Here is a 22,814-nt window from a genome sequence, read left to right as displayed (position 1 = left end):
CCGTAGGTTCACAGTCAATAACGTGAGGGGGTTATTGCGTGAGTATTCAAAATATAAAGACAGCGCACTTAGTCCACGACATCAAGAATCCAGTCAATATCATTGAATCTGGAGCAAGATCATTACTTGACAAACCCGACCGTTACGGACAACTCAACCCCAAGCAGGAGAAGGTCATCCGACGAATGCTTAGAAACGCCATGAGGTTGAGACATCTGGCCAACGGCATGCTCGAAGTTGATATGGCGGCTCTGGGTGTGCTCAATGTTGTTGACTGCACTCTGTCCCAAATATTGAGGACCGCTCTGGTAGAGCTGTTTGATCTGATTGACCCGGTTGTCTCCGATGCCTTGGAAGAGGCCACGGCGTTGGAAAAGTTCATCAGTATCCTAAAAGCTAACGACGTCACGTTGGAGGCCAATCCGGTCCACCTTGACCGTAAAATACATATTGATGAGACCAAGATGGCCCTCATTATCACAAATCTTCTGTCAAACGCCTTCAAATACAGAAACAAATGTGTCAACGTCAGGGCGGCCTTGAACAACGACACACTAGAAATAGCAGTGAAAGATGACGGTCCGGGCATACCCGAAACCTATCACCAGCAAATATTCAACAGCTATTTTCAATGTGACAAAATAGAAGGGTTCCCTGTTCGGGGACACGGATTGGGATTGGCCGGCGCCCTTGCTTTAGCAGGAGCCATGGGCGGTTCCCTGAGTATTTGCAAGTGCCCTCACGGCGCAGAATTTGTGGTTCACGTCAAGGTCTGCCCATAGTCCTGAGTCACCAGTAGTTAGCGCTCGCTTTTGAGCTTCATGAGCAGACGCAAGATCTCAATGTATAGCCATACGAGAGTGACCATCAACGCAAATGCGCCATACCACTCCATATACTTCGGAGCGCCGCTTCGTGACAGGCTCTGAATAACGTCAAAATCGAGAACGAGATTAAGGGCGGCGATCCCCACGACTACAACGCTGAACCCAATACCGGCCCAGGAGTTGTCGTTTATAAGAGGCATCTGTATTCCAAAGAAGCCAAGAATTATTGATATCAGGTAGAAGAGAGCGATTCCGCCGGTTGCGGCGACTACTCCCAATCTGAATTTGTCGGTTACTTTTATGACCCCGGATGAGTAAGCCGCAAGCATTACAACGAATACGCCGAATGTTAAACCAACCGCTTGAATTCCTATCCCTGGATATTGGGACTCAGCAATTGAAGATATACCACCGAGGAACAGCCCCTCGAGCGCGGCGTAAAGTGGGGCCGTCACAGGGGCCCACGAATTCTTGAATACCGTCACCATCGCAACGATGAATCCGGCTATCGCTCCGACTGTCATCAGACCCGATACGGCGCTTACATTCTGTTCCGGAGCTGCAAAAAAGGTTTTCCACACATATCCAGCGGTTAACATGGCAATCAACAACAAGATTCCAGTTTTGTTAACAGCCCCCTGCATGGTCATGACGTCGCCGGAGACACCGGCGCCGCCGTACTGGGCGAACCTGCCTTCCGAAAGCGCCGGGTTGCCTGATCGAGGGATACTGATGGCCATTTTTTTCTCCTTAAGACTCTTTTATTTGGTAACTTCTTGGTTTGACACTAGCGTTTATAACACACTGCTTCTTTACTCTATTAGTGGCTTGACACCTATTCCGCAAGATAGATTCATTCTCAAAGAGTAAATTTAATCCAGGCTCAAACAGTTTACCCGACATTAAAGAAGGATTATATTTGTATTGGCCGCGAATTATCCGCGAGTGTAGTGATTTTTTTTGCGAGGGTGAGACAAATGGACACTTTTGAATATGAAATTACACGACATCCCGCTGAGACTTTCAGCCGCATCGTCTATTTTTGCACAGATAAGGCAGATTGCGCCATAAAGGAAATACCTGTCGAGGAACCTTTAGCTCTGGTGGAAATTCTCAATGAGAGAGGCGTCCTAGGCTGGGAACTGGTACAGTTGCTGTTTGGCGACGGAGGAGTAATGGCGTGCTGGAAACGCAAGATACAAGATGTTACAGAGGTCTGATACAATTTAATGTCTCATGGAATCAGAGAATCTGATTAGGAATAACCAGAACTTATATTTTTTCTTCGTCACATCGTTAAAGGAGATCACAAGATGAACACTATACTAAAAGTTAAAGGAATGTCCTGTCAGCATTGCGTGATGGCCGTCAAAAAAGCTTTGGCTTCTGTCGACGGAGTAAAGGACGTGAATGTAAGTCTCGAGAATGCGGAAGTCACTCTAACTCACGATGGGCCTATTGATGTGAAAGAGGCAAACACTCAAATCCAGAAAGCCGGATACGAAGTTGGATAAAGTTACCATCGGCGTAAGGGGAATGACCTGCGCCGCCTGCGTTCGACGCGTAGAAAATGGCCTGCGCTCTGTGGACGGGGTTGAAGAGGCTGCAGTCAACTTTGCCACGGAAAAAGTTACTGTGCAGTTTGACCCTTCAGTAACTGATTATTCCAAATTGACCGCGAAGATTGCTGATCTTGGCTATCAACCGCTCGAAAAAGCCACGGGCGGTATGCGCAAAACGATTATATCCGTTGGCGGCATGACATGCGCGGCCTGTGTTCGCAGAGTTGAGAAAACACTTGAATCCCAGCCCGGCGTAGAACAGGCGGCAGTGAATCTTGCCACATCAAGAGCGCTGTTGTCCCATTCATCGCCTGATTTGGATCTTAGAGCCATAGGAGAGGCTCTTGAGGACGCTGGTTATAAGCTCCTGGGCGCCATAAATGAAGACACGGTTGACCCTGCGGAACAGGCCCGCATTGAAGAGTTGCGGGATCTCAAGATTAAGCTCGTTGTTGGCGCCACACTCTCCGTTCTTGTTCATGTACTCGCTATGGGCCACCTCTTCCCGTTTTTGCGTCATATAGACCCCAGAGCCCTTGACTTCACGCAACTCGTCTTAACCACGCCTGTAATTTTTTGGGTGGGTAACCGCTTTCTGATCGGGGCCTGGAAGGCGACAAAACAAAAGACGTCCGACATGAACACTCTTGTGGCTTTAGGGGCCTTGTCAGCCTACCTGTATTCCTTTGCGGTCACCCTGTTTCCCGGTTTTTTTTCGCAGAGCGGCCACGAAGCGTACGTCTACTTTGACGGCGCAGCCATGATAGTGACTTTGATTTTAGTCGGAAGATTTCTTGAAGCCAGAGCCAAAAGCAAGACATCCTCAGCTATCAAAAAACTCATAGAGTTGAAACCCAGCGTCGCGAGCGTGATTAGAGGAGACGAAATAATTGAGATTCCGGTCGAGCTGTTACGTGTAGATGATATTTTCCAGGTGCGTCCAGGGGAACGAATCCCGACTGACGGTTCGGTTATGTCTGGCTTTTCTTCCGTGAACGAAGCAATGCTCACAGGGGAAAGCATGCCGGTTGAAAAGTCTGAGGGGGCTCTGGTTTACGGCGCCACCATCAATCAAACCGGCGCTTTGATTGTTAAGGCAACCAGAGTTGGAGCTGAAACGGCCCTCGCGCAGATTATACGGTTGGTGGAAGAAGCGCAGGGATCTAAAGCTCCGATCCAGAGAATCGCTGATAGAGTAGCGGCGGTTTTTACACCTGTGGTTCTTGGAATAGCGGTGTTGACTTTTTTGGTGTGGGCTTTTTTGCCGGCTGATCCCTCTTTTTCGCGAGCGATGCTCAATTTTGTGTCTGTGCTGATCATAGCCTGCCCGTGCGCAATGGGACTGGCCACGCCTACAGCCGTAATGGTCGGTACCGGAGCCGCGGCCGAAAAAGGGATATTGATCAAGGGTGGCGAGATTCTTGAGAAAGTCTGCAAGGTCGACACCGTTGTGTTTGACAAGACCGGAACACTGACTGCGGGAAAACCCGAAGTTGTCGATATAGTTCCCCTCAATTCAACCACAATTGATGAACTCCTCTCGGTAGCCGCGTCACTTGAATCCCTCTCGGAACATCCGCTTGGAAAATCAATTTGCGCTAAGGCCTCGGAACTGGGAATAAAGACCTCCCAGGTTGAAAGGTTCAATTCTTTTTCTGGACAAGGAGTGAGCGGCGAAGTTCAAGGCCACCAAGCTCTTGTTGGTAGTCCAAGGCTATTCAAATCTCAAGGGTTTGATATGTCTGAAATTACTGAACATTTGAGGGACCAGGAGAACCGTGGTAGAACAGTCGTCATAGTCGTCCTGAATGGAAAGGCCCTAGGGCTGCTCGGGATATCGGACACTTTGAGACCTTCTGCCGCTCCCGCGATTTCAAAACTCAGACAAAACCACATCAGAGTCGCAATGATAACCGGGGACAACCGGATTGTCGCTAGAGCAACCGGAGAAGCGCTGAATATTGATGATGTGATGGCAGAGGTGCTCCCAGCAGACAAGGCTGGAGAAATCAGGCGATTGCAACAAGAAGGACGGGTGGTAGCAATGGTGGGAGATGGGATCAATGACGCCCCTGCCTTAAGCGCCGCCGACATCGGGATAGCTGTCGGAGCTGGTTCTGATGTCGCTGTTGAAGCTGGATCCATAACGCTTATGACAAGTGATTTGCTCCTGGTTCCGGCTGCGATATCCGTATCGGCGCAAACAATGAGGATTATCAAACAAAACCTGTTCTGGGCTTTTTTCTATAACAGCCTGGGAATACCGGTGGCTGCGGGAGTTCTTTACCCATTTTTTGGCATTCTTCTCACGCCGGTTATGGCGGCTGCCGCTATGGCGTTGAGTTCTGTTTCCGTGGTTTCCAATTCATTGCGATTGCGAAACGCTCTTTCCAGAGTCCAACAATGAGTCTCTTCAATTGTTTGGCGTGAATTATAATTCGAGGGTTGTCCGTCAGGGGTCAAAAATGTCAATTATTCGGTCTTGCATAAGTCGAAAAGGGTTACTGGCCCTTGTTATTATGATCTTCCTTTTAGGTTCAGCAGCGGCCGGGCAAAATCTGACAGGAAACACGAATGAAACAGAAAAGGCAACCATCGCATCGGAGCATCATGAAATTGTAGTTCTAGGTGGCGGGATGGCGGGACTCACTGCAGCTTATTTCCTGAAGGATCGGGACGTTGTTCTGCTTGAAAAGAGCGACCATTTCGGTGGACGAATCAGTTCAGGGAGCTTCGGAGGATTCAGCTATCCTCAAGGTCCTGCTTACATCGGCATACCTCAGGGGCCTATCGAAACCATGATCAACGAGTTAGCTCTTGAGCCGCTCGAAATCCCTGAGCCTTCCGAGGGATTTTACTATGATGGGAAAGTTTATTTTGGCGCGAAAGAAATGGCTGGACTCTTCGCTCAACGGAGTAGCGCTGAAGAATACCATCGATTTGTTTCCACTGTCAGGAAGCTTTCCAAGATGTATGAGGATTCCGATTATTCGGCGTTACCTGAGGAATTGGCTGAATTGGACAGGATCTCAGCCAAAGAATGGTTCGAAAAAGAGAAATTCCCTCCCATATTCATGGAAATTTATGAATCTCAGGCGCTAGGACTTTTCGGCTCCGGCCTGGCCCGAGTTTCGGCCCTGAGTTTTATCCCGGAAATTGGTTTTCAATTCGAATCCCCTGATTTGGAAAACCACGAAAAGGACTCGGAACATGACGAAGAAACTCCCGATGTAGAAAAAGAATCCGGAGCCTTTACATTCGAGAGTGGTTTGACTGAGTTGCCTGAAGCTATAGCCAAAAAACTGGGAGACAAGGCCAGGCTTGATTGCGCCGTTACCAGCATCAAAGAGAAAGACAAGGTTTATGAGATTCAATATGTTGACAAATCGGGCCGGGAGGGAACAATGCAAGCCAACGCCGTCATCGTGGCCGTCCCGGCTCCTGTGGCCCTGGAAATAGCGGCGCCCGTCCTTACAAAAGAACAAAGGAAAATACTCGGAAGCATTCAGTATGCGGGGCTTACCACAGTAACCCTCTTTTCCGACAGCCCCATATTTGACCGATCTTTTAATCTCGGAGTGGGAAACGGGTTCATATTTACGGATCTCTATGACAGTTCCTGGGTTCCACGAGCCTACGACCCCGAGCGCAATAAAAATCAGGAAAGGGCTCTTTGCGCATACGTTCCCGATAGCGCAAACCACGATGGCGCTGATCAACTTAACGACCAGCAGCTAATAGATAAGGTAATTGAAGGGATTGAAAAAATATTTCCCGGCAGTCGATCCAGGATAAAGGGACATGACGTGAAACGAGTCAGGTTAGCATATCCAATCATGCCTCCTGGCGGGTATGAACGTTTGGCAAGACTCAACGATATAAATCAGGGCAAATTTCTTTTGGCCGGCGATTACATGATATATCCAACGCTTGAGGCTTCGGCCGAGTCTGGTTATCTAGCGGCCGCGAGACTTGATTCCCTAAAAGTGAAACCGTCGAATTAATATCCGGCCTCTTTTTCATCAATAGCTTGGCGATGGAAGTTTTCCGGCTGTAGGTTAACGTTTGCTGCCAATCAGTGGATGTATTTTCTTCGGAGCCTGTCAAGTGTTTCCAGATCAGGCTCAAAAGGGTTTTGCGCTAGATTGGGAAGCGGCAATTGATGCTCGTTGCAGAAAGGGGTTCCCGCCAGTTTTTCATTGAAAGCCCTTACCATCAGATATTCAAGATTCGCGGCGTCTAGGATATTGTAAGCCAGTAAGGTCTCCAATGCTCGTAAATTGTGACACTTCCTGTATTCTCGCCACAAAAGGACAGCGAAGTATCCGTTTACGTCAGTAAGGCCTCCCCGGTCCAGCCCCATCATTTTCTCACATCCTTTTAGGCCCCCCTTGTATCCAAGGCTGCTCAACACATATCTCAGATCGATGTGGGCCTGATCCAGGCGGATGCCGAGGCGCTTCTGGATTACCGGTATATCAAAGCATTTCCCGTTGTATGTAACAAGCAACCGATAGTGTTCCACATCGTGTTTAAAATCATCGAGGTTTTGATTTCGAATGTAATACTTGGTGGAGAGTCCATCAAACATAGATATGGTGGTTATACACTCCTTAGCCCCGGCTGCTCCATTGGTTTCAATATCGATGTAAGCCACGGAATCACGAAATTCTGAAAATATTCTCCAGATTTCAGTTGCGCTAAGGCCCGCGGCAAAATACTTTGGATTTCTTAGTTCCAGTTGAAACCGCGATTCTTCAATAGCCGCCTTCAGTATTTCGAAGTTTTTGATTGACGGGTAATCCCCTACAGCATTGGCAGCGTCATCCCATCGCAATATGCCAAGGTCCCAAAGTTTTCTTTCACTTTTTTCTCCGATTCCGTTGATGTGACAAAAAGTGTTCTTCAGCATTTCTCTGAATCGCAATCTGAAGACTTACCGGCGCAGGAAACCTTGCAAGCCAACACCCCCACAAAAAAGCGGAAGAAATAAAATATGGAATCGCTGGGCTGGAGACGAGATTTCCTTAATAGGTCCTGCAATTCGACCTTGTGGAATACTCTTCCTATCCACACTCCAATTGATGAATCAGACAGCAGCCTCTGAAAACCAAGAGGTCCATAAAGATTGGGCACACCTACGAAAACGTTTCCACCCTCTCTTGTAACTCTTGTCATCTCCAATATCGCCCTGTCCTGAGTCGGAAGGTGCTCGAGAGTGCTACTGTTCCATACGAGTCCAATGCACTCGTCCTTGAAAGGCATGTTTTGCAAATCAGCGACAACGACATTCAGACAACCGTCCCTAAGTCTGGCCTGCTTCAATGCCTCGATATCAATATCTACAGCTACGGCCAATCCGACGCGTTCGTCACAGGACAGAATAGAGGTCGCGAACGCTGGGCCGGAACCGGCTTCCAATACTACGCAATGTTCAGCCGGTATGCCTGAAGTAAGCAAATAGTTCACAAGTTTCTGGTTTAGCCCACGCCTTAGAAAATCATAGAAACCGTAGAGAGCGGTACCAGGATCACCCAATTGCCAAGCCTTGTATCCCACTTTTAATCCGCCTTCCTAGCGACAGCAAGAATTGAACTCCCGAATGGCAGATCAAATTTCCTCAACAACAAACGCTCAGCGTTGACCATATTAAAAAGAGCCTCGTTAAGCATTTTTGGCAAAGGCTTGATCTCTGACTTAGGCGCCTTGGAAACCTCTTGTTTCAGCAATGGTTGAGACAAACGGTATGCGGCCACAAGAGGAAAAACACTAGCAAATAGATGAGTCATGCGAATCAATTTTACGGGCCTTTGACGCAACAACTCCTTGACTCGCTCCTTCGAATATCTTCGTGTGGCGCCCACAGCCTTGTGATGCTCCTCAGAAAAAAGCCACTGATAAGCCGGCACAACCAGCAGGAGAAAGCCGCCAGGTCTCAGTACTCGCCACATCTCTGAGTAAGCCTGAAGTTCATCGACAGCTTCGCACTCCAGGACATCAACCGATACGACAGCGTCGAAGCTGCTGTCTTTGAAAGGAATTTGATTGATCGAGGAAACGCACGTCCGACGCAGGTTCCGTTTGGGCCAGAAAGAAGCCGCATGCAGGGAAATATCAAACCCATAGGGTTCACAGGCGCCGGTTTCGCTCAAACTGACAAGGTTCTGACCTGTCCCGCAACCCGCGTCGAGAATCTCGGCGTCAGTCGGAAGCCCCAGGTTTTGGATTATCTCTCGCAAGATTGCGTGGAGTCCCCTAAACCACCAGTAAGATGTCTCAAAATCAAACAGTGTCTTATATTCGTAAGGTTCCAATTGATAAAATCTTCAATCTATCAAACCGGATGATGGTAAATGTCAGGATCAGCCGGATCGAATTTCAATGATTTCAGCATTATGACCTCTGATTCCTCGAGGAACCTGATCACATGCGATTCCAATGGCTTGAACAACACTCCCTGCCCGGCTTTGAGTTCAAATTCTTCCCTTTGTCCGTTGACAATGTGAACAGTCTTTATACCGGCTGAGCCGGTGACCAGGTACAGGAAAAGCGTAGTCTTTTTGTGGTAGTGGTCTCCAAGGGTCGAGCCCGGTTTCATTCTAGCCCAATTCATGGCTTGCCAATCTCCTGAATTGAGAATTTCCCTAAACAGACCTCTCTCATCGTTTCTTTCAAACCCGGGTACTATAATTTCGCTCGCCATCAGTCAATCTTCCTCAATCTAGCGGTAAAGATGCGGGAAACATATTGCATTCCGGTCCTGAAAAACTTCAGTATACTCGGCGCTGACTTGGAAACACCCTTGGCCCTGTCGCGGAACACGTACGGAAGTTCATAAACCGTAAGTCCTTTTTTTCGGCAGGTGTAGATAAACTCCATAAAGTAAGCGCCATATCCTGTAGGAATTATCGAGACCTTGTCAAATACTGATCTTTTTAGAACCACGAATCCGCTGTCATAATCCTTGATGCCAAATCCAAGCACCTTTGTTGCAAGGCCGTTGATGAGCCTACTTGAAGCCACCCGCAGAAGCGCTCGGTCGTCAATGCCTCCGGGGGCGTACCTCGATCCAACCACTATGTCATATTCATCAAGCTTCTTAATCATTTCAGGCAGAAGGGATGGGGGCATACACATGTCGGCGTCCATCCATCCGACAATTTCTCCTCTTGACTCTATTATGCCTCTGTTAAAGGCGGAGGCCAGACCACGCGTTTCCACACGACGAATAAGTTTCACGCGGGGGTCATTGTGCTCCTCAACGAGCTTCCAGGTCATGTCCGAGGAATCATCATCCACCACTATAACTTCAACCGAATCTTTAACGTGTTCGAAAATGCTGGATATCGTGTCGAGAATATTTTCTCTCTCGTTGTACGTCGCCAGGACAATTGAGACCCGAGGATCTCTTTCCACTATTCACCTCCAAAAAAAGAGCGTCGATTTGATCGACGCCTTTGTGATTTAATTTTTACCACAATTCGGTCAGGGTTTACACTCTTTAACTTTTTCCACGACAGTTTGAATCTGCTCTTCTGTCAACGGCAACCCGGAAGGCAAATAAAGCCCCCGATTCCAAAGGTCGACCGACACGGGATAGTTTCCGGTTATATCCGGGAATCGATGATCGGAACCTTTGAATACCGGTTGCAAAGACATCGGACAGAAAAACGCCCTTGTATCTACACCTTTTTCCCGTAACCTGGCCATCAACTGTTCTTTGGACAGTCCGAAGCTGTCGTTTATGACCACGCCGTACATCCAGTAAACATTTTTCGCCCAGGGCTCTTCGACGGGTAATGTCAGATGCGGCCACCCAGACAAAAGTTCATTGTAACGAGCGCCGATCCAACGCTTCTTTTCGACTTTCTGTTCGACCATCTCGGTTTGAGCCAAGCCGATTGCCGCTTGTACATTGGTCAGGCGGTAATTGAACCCCATAACGTTGTGAACGAATCGTGGCTCCTGGAAACCCTGGTTGCAGAGAAGTCTTAGACGCTTGGCAATATCATCATCGTTACAGACGACCATACCGCCTTCACCGGTGGTGAGTATTTTGTTGCCATAGAAGCTGAAACAGGAAACATCACCGATGGCGCCGACTTTTGCGCCATTAACCTCAGCCCCGTGGGCCTCTGCGCAGTCTTCTATGACAAACAGATTTCGTTTCCTGGCTATTTTCATGATAGCGTCCATGTCGCATGGATGGCCGTACATGTGGACTGCCATGATAGCCTTGGTGCGAGGGGTTATCTTTTCCTCAATAAGTCTTGGATCAATACACCAGGTTCTCCTGTCCACATCAACCAATACCGGCCTGGCCCCAGGCAAGATGACCATATTCGCTGATACGATGAGAGTAAAATCGGGTATTATAACCTCATCTCCGTGACCTATTCCAAGGGCCTCCATGGCCAAATGAATCGCTGTTGTGCCGCTGCTGCAGGCGACACCGTGGCGAGCGCCGCAATATTCAGCGAATTTTTCTTCGAACATGTTTATGTATTTTCCGGCCGAGGAAATCCATGTTGTTTCCAGGCAGTCGCTCACGTATTGCCGTTCACGACCGTCAAGCGCTGGTTCGCATACAGGTATCATCTTTCGAGGTTCTCCAAAAAAATATCGTTCCAACGGATCAAAGTAGACCGCAATATTCTTAATGACAGATCACAGCCTAAACTTTTATGCAATAACCTATTAAACACTCAAGGTCAAGAAAATCCTTTAAAATATTAAAAGATTATCTGGCGCCAGAGCGTTTAGAATCATCGACCAGGTAGCCGAAAATATGTTTCATAGTGTGATGAAGTTTTCCAGATATTTCTTATTTTAATTTTAACCAGATGAGTTTGGCTACTCCCGGGCCGGGATTAATCCATTGGTTGGGCATTTCCGAAGTAAGATATATGACGTCACCAGACCTGAGTTTGTACACCGCTTTCTCGACCACCATTTGCAAACGACCTGAAAGCAAGTACCCGACTTCTTCACCTTTATGGATGAAAAAGTGGCATGTCAGTTTTGCTTCAGGAGAAATTTCGATCATGTAAGGTTCGGCCTGACCATCAAAATCAATTGGCGTTAGGAGCTTTGCCTCCACAAGCCCATCCGGCATGTCAGGAAGCTTTATTTCCAGGGCTTCCGAAGACGAGAACACGATTCTCCTAGCCACGTCCACACGATCCTGAAAAAAATAACTGACATCCACTGAAAGGACTTCCGCCATTTTTAATAGCGCTGGTAAGGAAGGATAAATAAGATTGCTTTCCACTTGAGAAATAGTGCTCGGAGTAACTCCGACAAGTTTTGACAATTCTGTCTGGGATAGCCCCCTCTTGGTTCTCACATCTTTCAGTCTGAGCCCCAATTCTATTCGGCCTGAAGTCCTGCGTTCCTCTTCGAACCTTACGTTTAAATCTTTGGTCCAATAGGTGTAAGGTCTATGCAGGTTTTCGAAACTTCGCTCCTCCGCCTTGAGCATGGTCAGAGAGGTGGCTCCGCGCTTAATTGATAACTCTATCGCTACCTGGGCTATCTGGTTGATTTGGGCGCGGAGCTTTGGAGAATGGGCGTTCTTCTCCATTATCCAGTAAGCCACCGTGTTTAACTCATAAAGCCTCGGGCATGAATGCGTGTAGAAACTGAGGATGCTATCTTCTCCACCCCAGACTTCCTGCATCCCAGTGATACTTTCAAAAACGAGCCTCACATCGCCTTCCATAGAGGCGTGAACCCCGTAAAGAGTGTCCATGACCTGCTGAGGATTCCTCGGCTCATCGACACGAATTATACGACAGGGCCAATCCGTCTTGCTGTCATAATAAAACCTCAGAAAAACATCTGACCCCGAACCCTTTCCCCAAGTGAAACAATCAAGTATGGTTAACAGCGGATTTTCAGCCAATGACCCCAATTTTTCCAGAAGATTTCGGGGAGATCTATCGAAGCTAACATAAATTACCGGTTTACCCTGTGATTCGGAGGCCTGAATAAAATTCAGACAAAAAACTGAGGCCAGGCTCCCGGCGTCGTCATGCCAAACGACATTATCTCCTATAAACAACCCCCCAAGGAGGCGGTCCAACTGGCTGACGCCTGAGGCAACACGCTGCTTTTGGCCCAGGGACATACGATCCACCTCAAAAGTGAAATTTGGGTATGCGCTGTTTGAAGCTATTCAAAAGGGGTAGTCATGTCAAGAAAGTAATCCCTCCGGCGAGCGATAACTCAACTTCAAACAGCGTAAGATCGATTATCAATAGAGGGCTGAAAGTTAACTAACGCTCTCAACCGATCAGTTTGTAAGGATCAGCTCTATCTGCCCAATCGCTGCCGGGGTACGATTTGATCAGGGTTTCATAAGCGTCCCTGAGATGAGAAGCCTGTCCGGTGCTCTTATATAGTGATACCCCCATCAAGTAAACACTTTCCGGCGCTGATTTGCTGGAAGAATGTCGCTCTATAACCTCTTTAAAGTTTCGGATAGCCGCCTCAAAATCACCAGTTTCAAAATACGCTTTTCCAATGCCTAGAAGAGATACGGCCTGAAACTCTTCCGGCTTAAGAAATCCAACTGATCTATGATGTTCTTCGCCGTTTTCATCGAGCGTTATTAATGTTGGGGTCCATTTTATCTTGAATTCACCGGCGAGCTTGTCATCTGAAGGTATACGGAGTGGAATTAACCGGGCGTCTACAAAATCTACCGTCTTAGGGTCTGGATACGTAACTGCATCCATCTGTTTGCAGCCAATTCAGGCAGGGTTGAAGAAATCAAGAAGAATCGGCTTCTTTTCTTTCTTGGCTCGGGTGAGAGCTTTCTCCAGATCAGTCTCCCATACAATTTTTCCTGTCATGTTCCTGGCTCCTTTTCAATAGCGTTATTCTTACAAATGATACATCATAGTAAGATTCAGAATAGTCATGACAAGTGGCCCGGTAAACAGAACTTCGCTCATGAAAAGACACTCTTTACCCTCGGAACACTTAAATCGTATATATATGAACGGACTTCATGATGATAAGGAGACGCCGACTTGACCTCAAAGCCATACAAATACGTTCGGGAAGACTTCCCACCATTGCCTCTCAGGCTCAACCATATGGATCTTTACGTCAATTTTCTCGACGCGTATGTCGAGGTGTCCAATATCCTATGGATTTCGGCGCTTCGTGAGCTTGACACAATAGAACTGGACGCTCGTGATCTGGAAATAATCGACATTTCATGGGAAAAGCCGCCTAGTGGGTACCACGACATAAACCCAAAGTTTGAATATCATCGTGACATAAACAAAATTATTGTTATCCCTGACGGGTCTATTAGAGGTGAAGAAACTTTCAAACTTAAAACCGTGACAAGATGCGTTCCTTCAGACAATATTTTGGAGGGAATTTACAGAGACGTCACGCCGGTAGGAGCCCCCCAGCAATTCATATCCCAGTGCCAGCAGTGGGGATTTCAGCGGATCGCGCCAGTTTTCGACGATTGCAGAGCCAAGTGCTCAATGAGGACTACCATTGAGGCTGATTCACGCTATACACACCTTATATCCAATGGAACCATAGATCGGAAAACCAATCCTGACGGGCGCCCAATTCTGAAACCCGGGGAGCCTGCTCGAAAAATCATTACATACCAAAACGACATTCCTATGGCGCCATATCTCTTTATCGTTTGCGCCGGAACATGGGATGAACTGGTCGATCATGTGACGTTCAATTCAGGTAAAAAGGCTCGACTGGAGTATCTGACACCACCAGGCCGAACTCAGGGCGCAACGATTCCGATGCGAATACTCAAGCAATCAGTCCTGTGGGTCGCTCAAACCCAGAACTATGAGTATACGTCGGATGTTTACAGAACCATTTGCATGACAAAGTCAAATTTCGGAGGAATGGAAAATGTGGGAAACACCACTATTGTCACGGACGCCGCTCTCATCGACGAACATACCCTCGACACCTCTTTGCTATATGCGCATGCGGTTATTGTTCACGAATACGAGCATAACCAGTGTGGCAGCGAAACGACTATGGAGACTCCTTTTGACGTGTGGTTGAACGAAGCCTATACGGTGGATGTCGAAAGACGCTTCCTCGAAGACATCTTTGACCCCACTTTTATCCGTTTGAACCAGGTGGATTCTATTAGAAATCCCCTCTTGGGGCCTCTTGCTATCGAAGACACCGGCAAGGCGGGGATAATAGTGAGGGAAGGATTTAACGACCCTGATGAACTTATCGACAGTGTGACTTATGTCAAGGCCGCTGAAGTAATCCGCATGCTCAGGCTGATTTTGGGGAAAGGAACTTTTCAGGAGTCCAAGGAGCTATATTTCACGAGGTACAGGAATTCCAACGCAAATACTGATCAGTTCTTTGAGTGTTTTGAAAAGGTTTCAGGAAGGGACCTGGGCCAATTCAAGAGATGCTGGTTGCACCGTATCGGATATCCCAAGGTAACGGTCAAGAATTGTTATGATTCTGAAAACAAGCGCTATTCGATGATTTTTTCTCAAGAGAAGGATGACGCTGCAAACGAGCCTTTCCACATGCCGGTGCAGGTTGCCCTGGTCGACAATGAAGGACGCTCCATCCCGGGGACGGAGAGAATCTTTGAGTTCCGTAATGACAGATCTGAACTAGCCTTTGAGGACATTAAAAACGAACCGGCCTTTGCGTCTGTAAACAGGGACTATTCTTTTTATGGGGTTTGTCGCGTAATGGACGAAACCCCCGAATCCTTAATATTACAGACCCGACTGGACGATAATCTCTTTAACAGGATAGAAGCGTTTAGAAGGTTTACAGATATACAGAGAGTCAGACTTCTGAATGACCCGAAATCAGAAATTGACACCATCTGGCTGGACATTTTTGGGGAGCTTCTTTCTGACAATAGCATGGCCACTTCCACAAAGGCCTTTTTCCTCAGAATCGATGAACAGCCCATGGACAGAGATTACTCAAGCTGGCACAGGGAATTGATAGAAACCAGGGAAAGACTTATTGGGACTGTCAATAATGCGTTCAGGGGGGAACTCGTAAAACAGTTCGACGCTCTTGACACTTACAGGGAACAATCTTCCCCGAGAGACGGAATTGAAGACAGGATTCTGAAACAGACTCTTCTGGAACAGATAGTCGTGGACGATTCCTCAGAAAGTCATGATGTCATAAGGAACCACTATCGCAGGGCTACGTCAGCGACTGACAGAATGGGGGCGCTACTGGCGGTCAATCGTTCCTCAATGCCTGAGCGACTGGATATCCTCGAACAGGTTTATATGAATTGGCGAGGACATGTGAGCGCATACGCCAATTATCTCAGGATTGTGGCAGCCGGTTGGGGAGACGATGTTTTCCAGATGATAGAAAACGAACGAAACCGGGCGTCATTCGACATTACCAATCCTACCTGGGCAAGGGCTCTATTCCTGACGATGACAGCGAATACAAAAAAGATCTGGACGGACGCAGGCGTGGACTGGGCAGCGGGAACCATCATTGAACTGGCCCCTATCAACACCTATGTGGCTTCCAGGCTCCTGAACGTATTCCAGGATTGCGACAGGATGAGACAAAATCTGAAGCCGCAAGTAGAAAAGGCGCTACTCGATATAATCGACAAGGTTTCTGAAAACATCAGCCCCACAGTAAACAGGCAGGCTCACTCATATTTGCCCCTACATGGTGATTAGCGTTTTGAAGGCCTCTTTCGAATCCGCCTGTTCAAAAGCTCTTCGATAATTGTCAAGGGTGAATGAGCCGGAGATCAGGGAAGAAGGGTCCGCCAAGCCCATATTAAGAATTCTCAAGGCAGGTTTAAACTGGCCGCAGCGTGAACCCACGACCGAGATTTCATTAATAACAAGGATTGACGAATCGAATTGAGCCTTCCCGTGGTAAGTGCTTTTGAGAACTATGGTTCCTCTGGGTTTGACCAGTTCCGTCGCAGTGATCCACCCGGAGGGACTACCCGAGGCTTCTACGACAAAATCAAACTCCCGTTTTTTGTTTTGTGTCTCTTCGACCGACATTACCCTGGCCCCCATACTGTCGAAGAATTTTTTCTTTTCATGATGCTTTGACAGCACGGTCAACTCAGATCCTGTAAGACGCAGAACCAGGAAGGTCAGAGCAGATAACCGGCCATCGCCTATGATCAGAACCCGAGAGGCTGGGGCCAGGTGGATTTGCTCAAGGATCTCAACGGCAGCCGCCAAGGGCTCTACAAATACAGCTTTTTCGTTAGACACCGAATCAGGAACTTCAACCAGATTCGACGTAGGTAACGTTAGATATTCGGCGAAGGCTCCATCACGACCAGCAATGCCAAGCGTCGTCCGATCGGCGCAATGTCTTTCGAGACCCTTCCGGCAGAAATCACATTTCCCGCAGCCGGCGTTAATTTCTCCTACTACTCGCTTTCCAATCATGGATGAATCATCCGATTTCACGATTTCTCCGACAAATTCGTGACCCAGTATCCCGGCGAAATTCATGTACCCCTTCATTATCTCAATGTCGGTTCGACAAATCCCGGCCACCAGGACCCGGACCAGTGACTCGCCGCTTCGGATGTCAGGAGTAGGTCTTTCCGTCAACTCTAGATTCGATCCATTAAAGAACAGGGCTTTCATTGCACGCCTTCTTTATCTGTGAGGGTGGCTTTTGGAAAATTATACGAACATTCCAATTTTTTCCACTTACAGTGTCTATACGATAACAGTCTATTTACAGCTTGTAAAAAAAATTGACATCTCTATCTATAATGTTTGGGATCCACTACCCTCAAGGAATAACCGAAGGTCCTTATTCGGTGGGGTTTTCAACGAGAAGGCGCCAATCGGTTTGGGGTGGCACAGATGTTGCTTTTCGAGGAATTCAACCGTGATCTCACCTCAGAAGATCAGACTGATCACGTTCCCCCGGTGCGTTATCCAAGCCAGACGCATCGTCAAAGTAGGGACGCTCCCTCAGCGTCCCTACACATTTTTTAGACCCCTTAAGAAACTTGTTTTCCAACTTTTTTTTTGTTACAAATACATTACGTCTACAAATTTCCGCAATTCACATATAGCCGTTTACTCTGAGGAGGTCCGCTCTAATGAAAGATAAACGTGTTTTCTTTAACCCTGTACGGATGATGAGCCCCAAACTCGACGCTGAGGCGCTGAAAATCGAAGATCTGCATCAGCACCCGGTTTCGGAAAGCCTTACCATCGAAGAAGGTCTTTTGGTGATGCTGAGCAAGCTTGTGGAAATGACAAGATTGAGCAGGCTTGCGTTTATAAGTGATTGTCCTGAGGAAATATCGGCGTGCGAAAATCTGGCCGGTGATGTTCATCTGCAGGAAAAGATATTGACAAGCAATCTCGCTTGCTCACTAACCGAACCCAAAGATGTATGTCGAGCGATAATGCTTTTTCCAACGCATTTGGAGAGAATTGGCGATTTTCTGGAAAGCGTTCTCAATTGTTGCAAAATTAAAAGCAGGGATAGCGTTCCTTTCAGCGAAAAAGCCCTCTTCGAGATAGACGACTTGCTGAGTTCTGTAATGGAACTGCTCAGGAATCTCCGCGACTCAATAGTGGCGCCGAACAGTTTTCTTCTCAGCCACATCATTTATGAGGCCAAAAGGCTGGATCAATTGGGGCAGGATCTGGAGGTAGCCCATGTTGACAGGCTTCTTGATGGGAGCGCCTCTCCCCGTTCATCTTCATTATATCTTGATATGTTGGAATCTATTCAGTCTTTGCTCAGACATGTACAAACCATGGCGGAACATCTTGTCTCTATCCTGCCAAAGGCAATTTGACCTGGTAAATTAGGTTATTTACACACATATACTGGAGCCGTTTCGGAAAATGATCAGGATTTACCGGAACGGCTAGACCCTACCAAAATCATCTTCAAATCTCTCGATGTCATCTTCACCAAAATAAGCGCCCATCTGTATTTCTACAAATACTGCCAGATCGGGACCAGGGTTAAGAATCCTGTGCTTTACCCCTACTGGTATATCAACAGACTGACCTAGCTCCACTAATATCTCTTGGTCGTCAAGAGTTACCAGACCGCCTCCACTAATCATGACCCAATGTTCGGATCTTTTTCCGTGGCGTTGCAGACTCAGTCTTTTCCCAGGGTAAACCACTATTCGCTTAACCTTGTGATTCTCCAGGTCCGACAGGACTTGATAATATCCCCACGGCCGATGATCCTCTCGATGGTACATCGCCAGGATTTTTTTGTAGACATTCAGATAGTCCTCAGCAATGCTCTCACTACCGTATCGGACAACACCGAGAAACCTGGGATGATCGGGGGCGTCGCTGTTCTCCGTCCAGATGAGATATGTCCGCTCTCCGCAATTATCCAGGAGTGAAAGCGGATCAACGCTTGAGCTGGGGGCAAGGCTCAACAGCACCGGAGTGTCGGTTAGCCCCGAAAAAAAACCAGCGGACATTGATCCATGAATGTGGAGCAGATCGTAATCATTAGCTTTCCGGAACAAATTCGCCAGTTCTCCAACCTCCGCAATGGAGACTAGAGAGCCAGGCTGTGCCGAAGCGGGCCCGATAACAGATGATCCAGTTTGCAAAGCGTATATTTCTACCGAATGTTGTCTTTTTTCAAGCGCGGCGCCGAGCCTCTCAAAAAAAGTCCTTTGAGATTCGGTGTTTCCCGGAGCGTAGTTTTCGTCAACCCTGTATGCAAGAGCTAGTCTCATGGATGGAATGCTCCTTACAGTGATATGGATGGCCGATTTGTTCGAGATTAGTTTCGATGAGTGTTGCTTGGGGAAACCGTGGTCATCCAGTCCATTACCCCATAAAATACGAAAATCATAAGAGCGCTCATCGGGAACAACTATACTAGCACAAGGTTCTACAAAAATCATTAATTGTCGAGATCTTATGCCTGAGATGAGAAAAATGGGCTTTGCGCGCAGTTCACAATAGAGAACTAGTCATAATTCCCTATATATTTACTCGGAATGCTTCAAATATGAAATTTAGTCTCGAATGAAGAGTTTGTTTGACAAAAAGGTTAGTTTTTTAGTATTGCGATACGAAGGGTTGTTCATTATAATGGTTACTCAATCAGATTCACGATATCATTTCAAAGTCAGTTAGCCGAGCGCATGATTGCAAATATTTTGTTCGGGTCAATATCAATTTTATCTAGTTAATTGTTAACCTACCGGACGCCTCGTTTCACATACGCAATGTGTAGCGAATGAAAAGAGGCCCTATAAACTTGTATTAATTGCTACAAATCTTTTTGGTCACTGGGTTTCCTTGGTCTGGTTAGGAACTACGCCCGAAAGAATCGTAAGGTTTATAACGGGCTGGGAAATGTTCTATTTAGGAGGTGTAATCATGTGGCTAGGCATGGGCAGTTTTGAAATGGCCCTGGTCTACGTGCTTTGTATCGCAGCAGGGCTGTGGTGTCTTGTTTACGGTCTTTTCTTCTGGAAGACCGAGGACCGACCGGATGATGTCCGAGGCGCAACCGATTGGGAGAAGGAAGAGAGGGAACTTCACTAAGGATGTTAGAAACATCTTTCGAGCAATCAAAGAGCGCACAAATAGGGAGGTATCATGGCTGAAGGACTTTTGTTGAAGATAGTGTTGACCATTATTTACGTGCTGATCACTCTTTATCTCGGATATAGGGGCTGGAAGGAAACCAAGGTCGCGAAAGATTATTTGCTCGCCGGTAGAGGCATGGGATCATTCGTTATGGCCATGTCCTACGGCGCGACTTTTATCAGCACATCGGCAATCATCGGTTTCGGAGGGGCGGCGGCCCTTTTCGGTTTCTCACTTCTCTGGTTAACTTTTCTAAATATTTTTGTCGGAATTTTCATAGCGTTCGTTGTTTTTGGCACCAGGGTGCGTCGTATGGGACTGGCTCTTGACGCTCACACCTTCCCCGAGCTGATTGGACGACGTTATCGCTCACCGTTCTTGCAGGGATTTGCAGGGCTTATCATTTTTCTTTTCCTGCCTGTTTACGCGGGCGCTGTCTTGATTGGTCTTGCGCGTCTCCTGGAAGTATATTTGGGAGTGAATTATAACGCCGCTTTGATCGGGTGTTCTTTCATCATTGCAATGTACGTGATGACAGGCGGGCTTAAGGCCGTCATGTACACTGACGCGTTCCAGGGAACACTGATGTTCGTCGTTATGGCGATATTCCTGGTTGGGACTTACTGGATGTTGGGAGGGATAATACCTGCCCACACTGCCCTTACCGACCTTGTGTCCCAGTACCCGGAAAGTCTGAAAAAAGCTGGTATGATCGGCTGGACTCAGGGGGCGGTTCCATTCAGCCCGATCTGGCTCACGATTTACACCACCATCGTGCTTGGCGTTGGAATTGGAGTGTTGGCGCAACCCCAGCTATCCGTTCGTTTCATGACCATTAAGTCTGAACAGCAGTTAAAAAAAGCTGTCAGTTTCGGCGGTATCTTCATCCTTTGCATGACTGGTGTGGCCTTTGTAGTTGGGGCCCTGACCAACGTGGTTTTCTGGCAACACCCTGTGCTTGAAAAAGTCGTGGATGGAGTGACCAAGGCTGTCCCCGCGATTTCGGTGGCAGTGGCGGGCGGCAATATAGACAAGATCATTCCAATGTATATTGAAAAGATGTGGCCGTCCTGGTTCAGCACGCTGTTCGTCCTCGGTATGTTCGCCGCGGCAATGTCAACATTGAGCGCCCAGTATCACGCTGGTGGCACATCATTCGGTCGAGACTTTTATGAAAAATATCTTCTCGGCAGAGGCGACACAATGATGGTTACTCGTATCGGCGTCGCCCTAACCATCGTGCTCACCCTGCTGTGGGGACTCGTCCTTCCTGGAAGCATCATCGCCATAGCCACCGCATTTTTCTTCGGGCTCTGTTCATCATCATTCCTGCCTGTTTTGATCCTGGGGCTTTACTGGAGAGGAATGACCAGAACAGGCGCGGTCTGTAGCATGGTTGGCGGTTTTTTGATCAGTTCCTTATACGCCCTGTTCATTCACCAGAAGGAATCTGTCGCTATCGGCCTGACCAAAGCCCTTTTTGGTGTTGATACCATTGTGTCTACATTCCCTCCAATGAGCTGGCCATGGAAAATGCAGTTTGTTGATCAAAACGTCATCGCCATGCCCTTGGCGCTCATTATCGCAGTGCTTGTAAGCCTCATGTCCCCCAAGATGGACAAGGCTTATGTTGACCGCTGTTGGATAAACTTCAAGAAGTAACAGAGTTAATTTCATTGAAAAAGGCGCCTAAATTGAGGCGCCTTTTTTTGTGGCGATAAGTGTGGTGTCACAGAAATGCGTCTCTCTTTGGGAGACGATCCTGTTAAGCTGTTGAATCGGAGAAACTACTTGATCATATCCTGAATTTTATTGATCTCTTCCTGGTCCTTTTTATCAATTCCTTGCAGTTGTTCAGGAGCGCTCGCTTTGGGGGCCTTTTGTTCTACCGCGGGCTTGGTCGCCGGCGGGGTAGATTCGTTTTTATCCTGGCACGCGAAAAGAAGCGGCGAGATTGCGCAAATACCGACAAGTAAAAGCTTCAAGAGTGGGTTCATCGTGAGGTCCCTTCAAGATACTGAATTTGTGTGCGAGCCATTATGGAACCCAACGGCTTATACAGTCAACAATTCTTTGAGTAGAAGCCTTAATTAATTCGGTATAACGAAATCATGAGGCCAGGGGAGTTCACTAAACATTACAGTCAGTCACTTTTCATTCCCCATCTGTAACGGCACGATTGGAACCACGTCGGGCTGCCCAGCACACACAGCTCTCTACATGTTGAAATACCCTCAGTTTTCAAGAGGCAAAGTAGTTTCAATAGAAGATAGGAAGTCTGTAGAGCGTCCCCCAGGGCGTCATGACTACGGAACAAAGGTAGTCCGAGGCGTCGCGCCAGAAAACCCAGGTTGTACGACGTATCTTTATGTGGCATATTTGACTCGCTCTGAAAGAGCTTCGTTCGGCAGAGTCTGGCTAATTGGATCGTATCTACAAAGGCGTTTGTCATAGGATATCCGGCCACCTGTTTACAGGCCCTGAGAATAAATGGTCTGTCAATCTGAAGTTGATGTCCTACCAAAATTGAATTCCCGCAGAACTTCAGGAATTTGTTCAGAACATCCTTGAGGGGTGGGGCGTCAGTGAGGTTTTCCGGGGTTATCCGGTGGATGAAAGTCGCTGTGGAAGCCTTCCCAATTCCCTCCGGCCGGATAATGGAATAGAAGCTTTGATCCGGAATGATACGAAGGTTTTCTACCATGATAGCGCCGATGGAGACTATCTCGTCTCTCCTCGGGTTGAGCCCGGTGAGTTCGGTGTCGAATACGATTAACCTCGATTTTTCAAGCGGGCGGTCACAATCCTTCAATTGATCACTC

Annotated in this window: 22 protein-coding genes; 9 read left to right on the top strand and 13 right to left on the bottom strand. The window is 47.6% G+C overall.

What is annotated here, in order from left to right:
- Positions 1-38 precede the first annotated feature (38 nt).
- Positions 39-782 carry a HAMP domain-containing sensor histidine kinase gene (locus tag WC647_09815; protein ID MFA6222600.1) on the top strand — a complete coding sequence of 248 codons (744 nt, stop codon included), beginning with the start codon at positions 39-41 and terminating at the stop codon, positions 780-782.
- 17 nt (positions 783-799) lie between these two features.
- Here the strand turns inward: WC647_09815 and WC647_09810 are convergent, their stop codons facing one another.
- The gene (locus tag WC647_09810; protein ID MFA6222599.1) at positions 800-1,567 is read right to left on the bottom strand and encodes a Bax inhibitor-1/YccA family protein; all 768 of its coding nucleotides are present in this window, start codon (positions 1,565-1,567) and stop codon (positions 800-802) included.
- 237 nt (positions 1,568-1,804) lie between these two features.
- Between WC647_09810 and WC647_09805 the strand changes: the two genes are divergently transcribed.
- The 4 genes from WC647_09805 (at position 1,805) to WC647_09790 (ending at position 6,393) form a co-directional block, all read left to right on the top strand.
- On the top strand, positions 1,805-2,047 hold the full coding sequence (locus WC647_09805) for a hypothetical protein (protein ID MFA6222598.1): 243 nt from the start codon (positions 1,805-1,807) through the stop codon (positions 2,045-2,047).
- Between the two features lie 93 nt (positions 2,048-2,140).
- Complete coding sequence (locus WC647_09800; GenBank protein ID MFA6222597.1) at positions 2,141-2,341, top strand: heavy metal-associated domain-containing protein; 201 nt, start codon at positions 2,141-2,143, stop codon at positions 2,339-2,341.
- Positions 2,334-4,796, top strand: a complete 2,463-nt coding sequence (locus tag WC647_09795; protein ID MFA6222596.1) for a heavy metal translocating P-type ATPase — start codon at positions 2,334-2,336, stop codon at positions 4,794-4,796. Before WC647_09800 ends, WC647_09795 begins: the two co-directional genes overlap by 8 nt.
- 58 nt (positions 4,797-4,854) lie before the next feature.
- Entirely contained in the window at positions 4,855-6,393 is a 1,539-nt protein-coding gene (locus tag WC647_09790; protein ID MFA6222595.1) for an NAD(P)/FAD-dependent oxidoreductase, read from the top strand.
- Between the two features lie 71 nt (positions 6,394-6,464).
- Here the strand turns inward: WC647_09790 and WC647_09785 are convergent, their stop codons facing one another.
- From WC647_09785 to WC647_09750, 8 genes are all read right to left on the bottom strand, one after another.
- A complete protein-coding gene (locus WC647_09785) occupies positions 6,465-7,301 on the bottom strand; it encodes a ribonuclease H-like domain-containing protein (GenBank protein ID MFA6222594.1) in 837 nt (278 codons plus the stop codon).
- Positions 7,295-7,948, bottom strand: coding sequence for a methyltransferase domain-containing protein (locus tag WC647_09780; protein MFA6222593.1), 654 nt, complete (start codon positions 7,946-7,948; stop codon positions 7,295-7,297). The genes WC647_09785 and WC647_09780 overlap by 7 nt, the downstream gene beginning before the upstream one ends.
- A 2-nt stretch (positions 7,949-7,950) precedes the next feature.
- Positions 7,951-8,703 carry a class I SAM-dependent methyltransferase gene (locus tag WC647_09775; protein ID MFA6222592.1) on the bottom strand — a complete coding sequence of 251 codons (753 nt, stop codon included), beginning with the start codon at positions 8,701-8,703 and terminating at the stop codon, positions 7,951-7,953.
- Positions 8,704-8,723: 20 nt separating this feature from the next.
- Positions 8,724-9,092 (bottom strand): hypothetical protein, encoded by a 369-nt coding sequence (locus WC647_09770; protein ID MFA6222591.1) that lies wholly within the window; start codon positions 9,090-9,092, stop codon positions 8,724-8,726.
- Positions 9,092-9,805, bottom strand: coding sequence for a glycosyltransferase (locus tag WC647_09765; protein ID MFA6222590.1), 714 nt, complete (start codon positions 9,803-9,805; stop codon positions 9,092-9,094). Before WC647_09765 ends, WC647_09770 begins: the two co-directional genes overlap by 1 nt.
- Positions 9,806-9,874: 69 nt before the next feature.
- Entirely contained in the window at positions 9,875-10,987 is a 1,113-nt protein-coding gene (locus WC647_09760; GenBank protein MFA6222589.1) for a DegT/DnrJ/EryC1/StrS family aminotransferase, read from the bottom strand.
- A 226-nt stretch (positions 10,988-11,213) separates the two neighbouring features.
- Positions 11,214-12,518: a helix-turn-helix domain-containing protein gene (locus WC647_09755; protein ID MFA6222588.1), complete on the bottom strand. Its 1,305-nt coding sequence runs from the start codon at positions 12,516-12,518 to the stop codon at positions 11,214-11,216.
- Between the two features lie 157 nt (positions 12,519-12,675).
- Positions 12,676-13,128 carry a tetratricopeptide repeat protein gene (locus WC647_09750; protein ID MFA6222587.1) on the bottom strand — a complete coding sequence of 151 codons (453 nt, stop codon included), beginning with the start codon at positions 13,126-13,128 and terminating at the stop codon, positions 12,676-12,678.
- Positions 13,129-13,425: 297 nt separating this feature from the next.
- On the opposite strand from WC647_09750, the gene WC647_09745 reads away from it, so the two are divergent.
- The gene (locus WC647_09745; protein MFA6222586.1) at positions 13,426-16,092 is read left to right on the top strand and encodes a DUF3458 domain-containing protein; all 2,667 of its coding nucleotides are present in this window, start codon (positions 13,426-13,428) and stop codon (positions 16,090-16,092) included.
- On the opposite strand, the gene WC647_09740 is transcribed toward WC647_09745, so the two are convergent.
- Complete coding sequence (locus tag WC647_09740) at positions 16,078-17,034, bottom strand: alcohol dehydrogenase catalytic domain-containing protein (GenBank protein ID MFA6222585.1); 957 nt, start codon at positions 17,032-17,034, stop codon at positions 16,078-16,080. The genes WC647_09745 and WC647_09740 overlap by 15 nt on opposite strands.
- A 467-nt stretch (positions 17,035-17,501) precedes the next feature.
- On the opposite strand from WC647_09740, the gene WC647_09735 reads away from it, so the two are divergent.
- Positions 17,502-18,212, top strand: coding sequence for a hypothetical protein (locus WC647_09735; protein MFA6222584.1), 711 nt, complete (start codon positions 17,502-17,504; stop codon positions 18,210-18,212).
- Positions 18,213-18,284: 72 nt separating this feature from the next.
- On the opposite strand, the gene WC647_09730 is transcribed toward WC647_09735, so the two are convergent.
- On the bottom strand, positions 18,285-19,127 hold the full coding sequence (locus WC647_09730) for a cupin domain-containing protein (protein ID MFA6222583.1): 843 nt from the start codon (positions 19,125-19,127) through the stop codon (positions 18,285-18,287).
- Positions 19,128-19,779: 652 nt separating this feature from the next.
- On the opposite strand from WC647_09730, the gene WC647_09725 reads away from it, so the two are divergent.
- Positions 19,780-19,947, top strand: a complete 168-nt coding sequence (locus tag WC647_09725) for a hypothetical protein (GenBank protein MFA6222582.1) — start codon at positions 19,780-19,782, stop codon at positions 19,945-19,947.
- A gap of 54 nt (positions 19,948-20,001) precedes the next feature.
- The gene (locus WC647_09720; GenBank protein ID MFA6222581.1) at positions 20,002-21,654 is read left to right on the top strand and encodes a sodium:solute symporter family protein; all 1,653 of its coding nucleotides are present in this window, start codon (positions 20,002-20,004) and stop codon (positions 21,652-21,654) included.
- Positions 21,655-21,779: 125 nt separating this feature from the next.
- On the opposite strand, the gene WC647_09715 is transcribed toward WC647_09720, so the two are convergent.
- Positions 21,780-21,989: a hypothetical protein gene (locus tag WC647_09715; GenBank protein MFA6222580.1), complete on the bottom strand. Its 210-nt coding sequence runs from the start codon at positions 21,987-21,989 to the stop codon at positions 21,780-21,782.
- A 146-nt stretch (positions 21,990-22,135) separates the two neighbouring features.
- Complete coding sequence (locus WC647_09710; protein ID MFA6222579.1) at positions 22,136-22,804, bottom strand: 3'-5' exonuclease; 669 nt, start codon at positions 22,802-22,804, stop codon at positions 22,136-22,138.
- Positions 22,805-22,814 lie beyond the last annotated feature (10 nt).

This window comes from Desulfomonilaceae bacterium (assembly GCA_041662605.1).
Taxonomy (GTDB): Bacteria; Desulfobacterota; Desulfomonilia; order Desulfomonilales; family Desulfomonilaceae; genus CAJBEZ01.
This window is presented reverse-complemented; position numbering and strand designations above follow the sequence as displayed.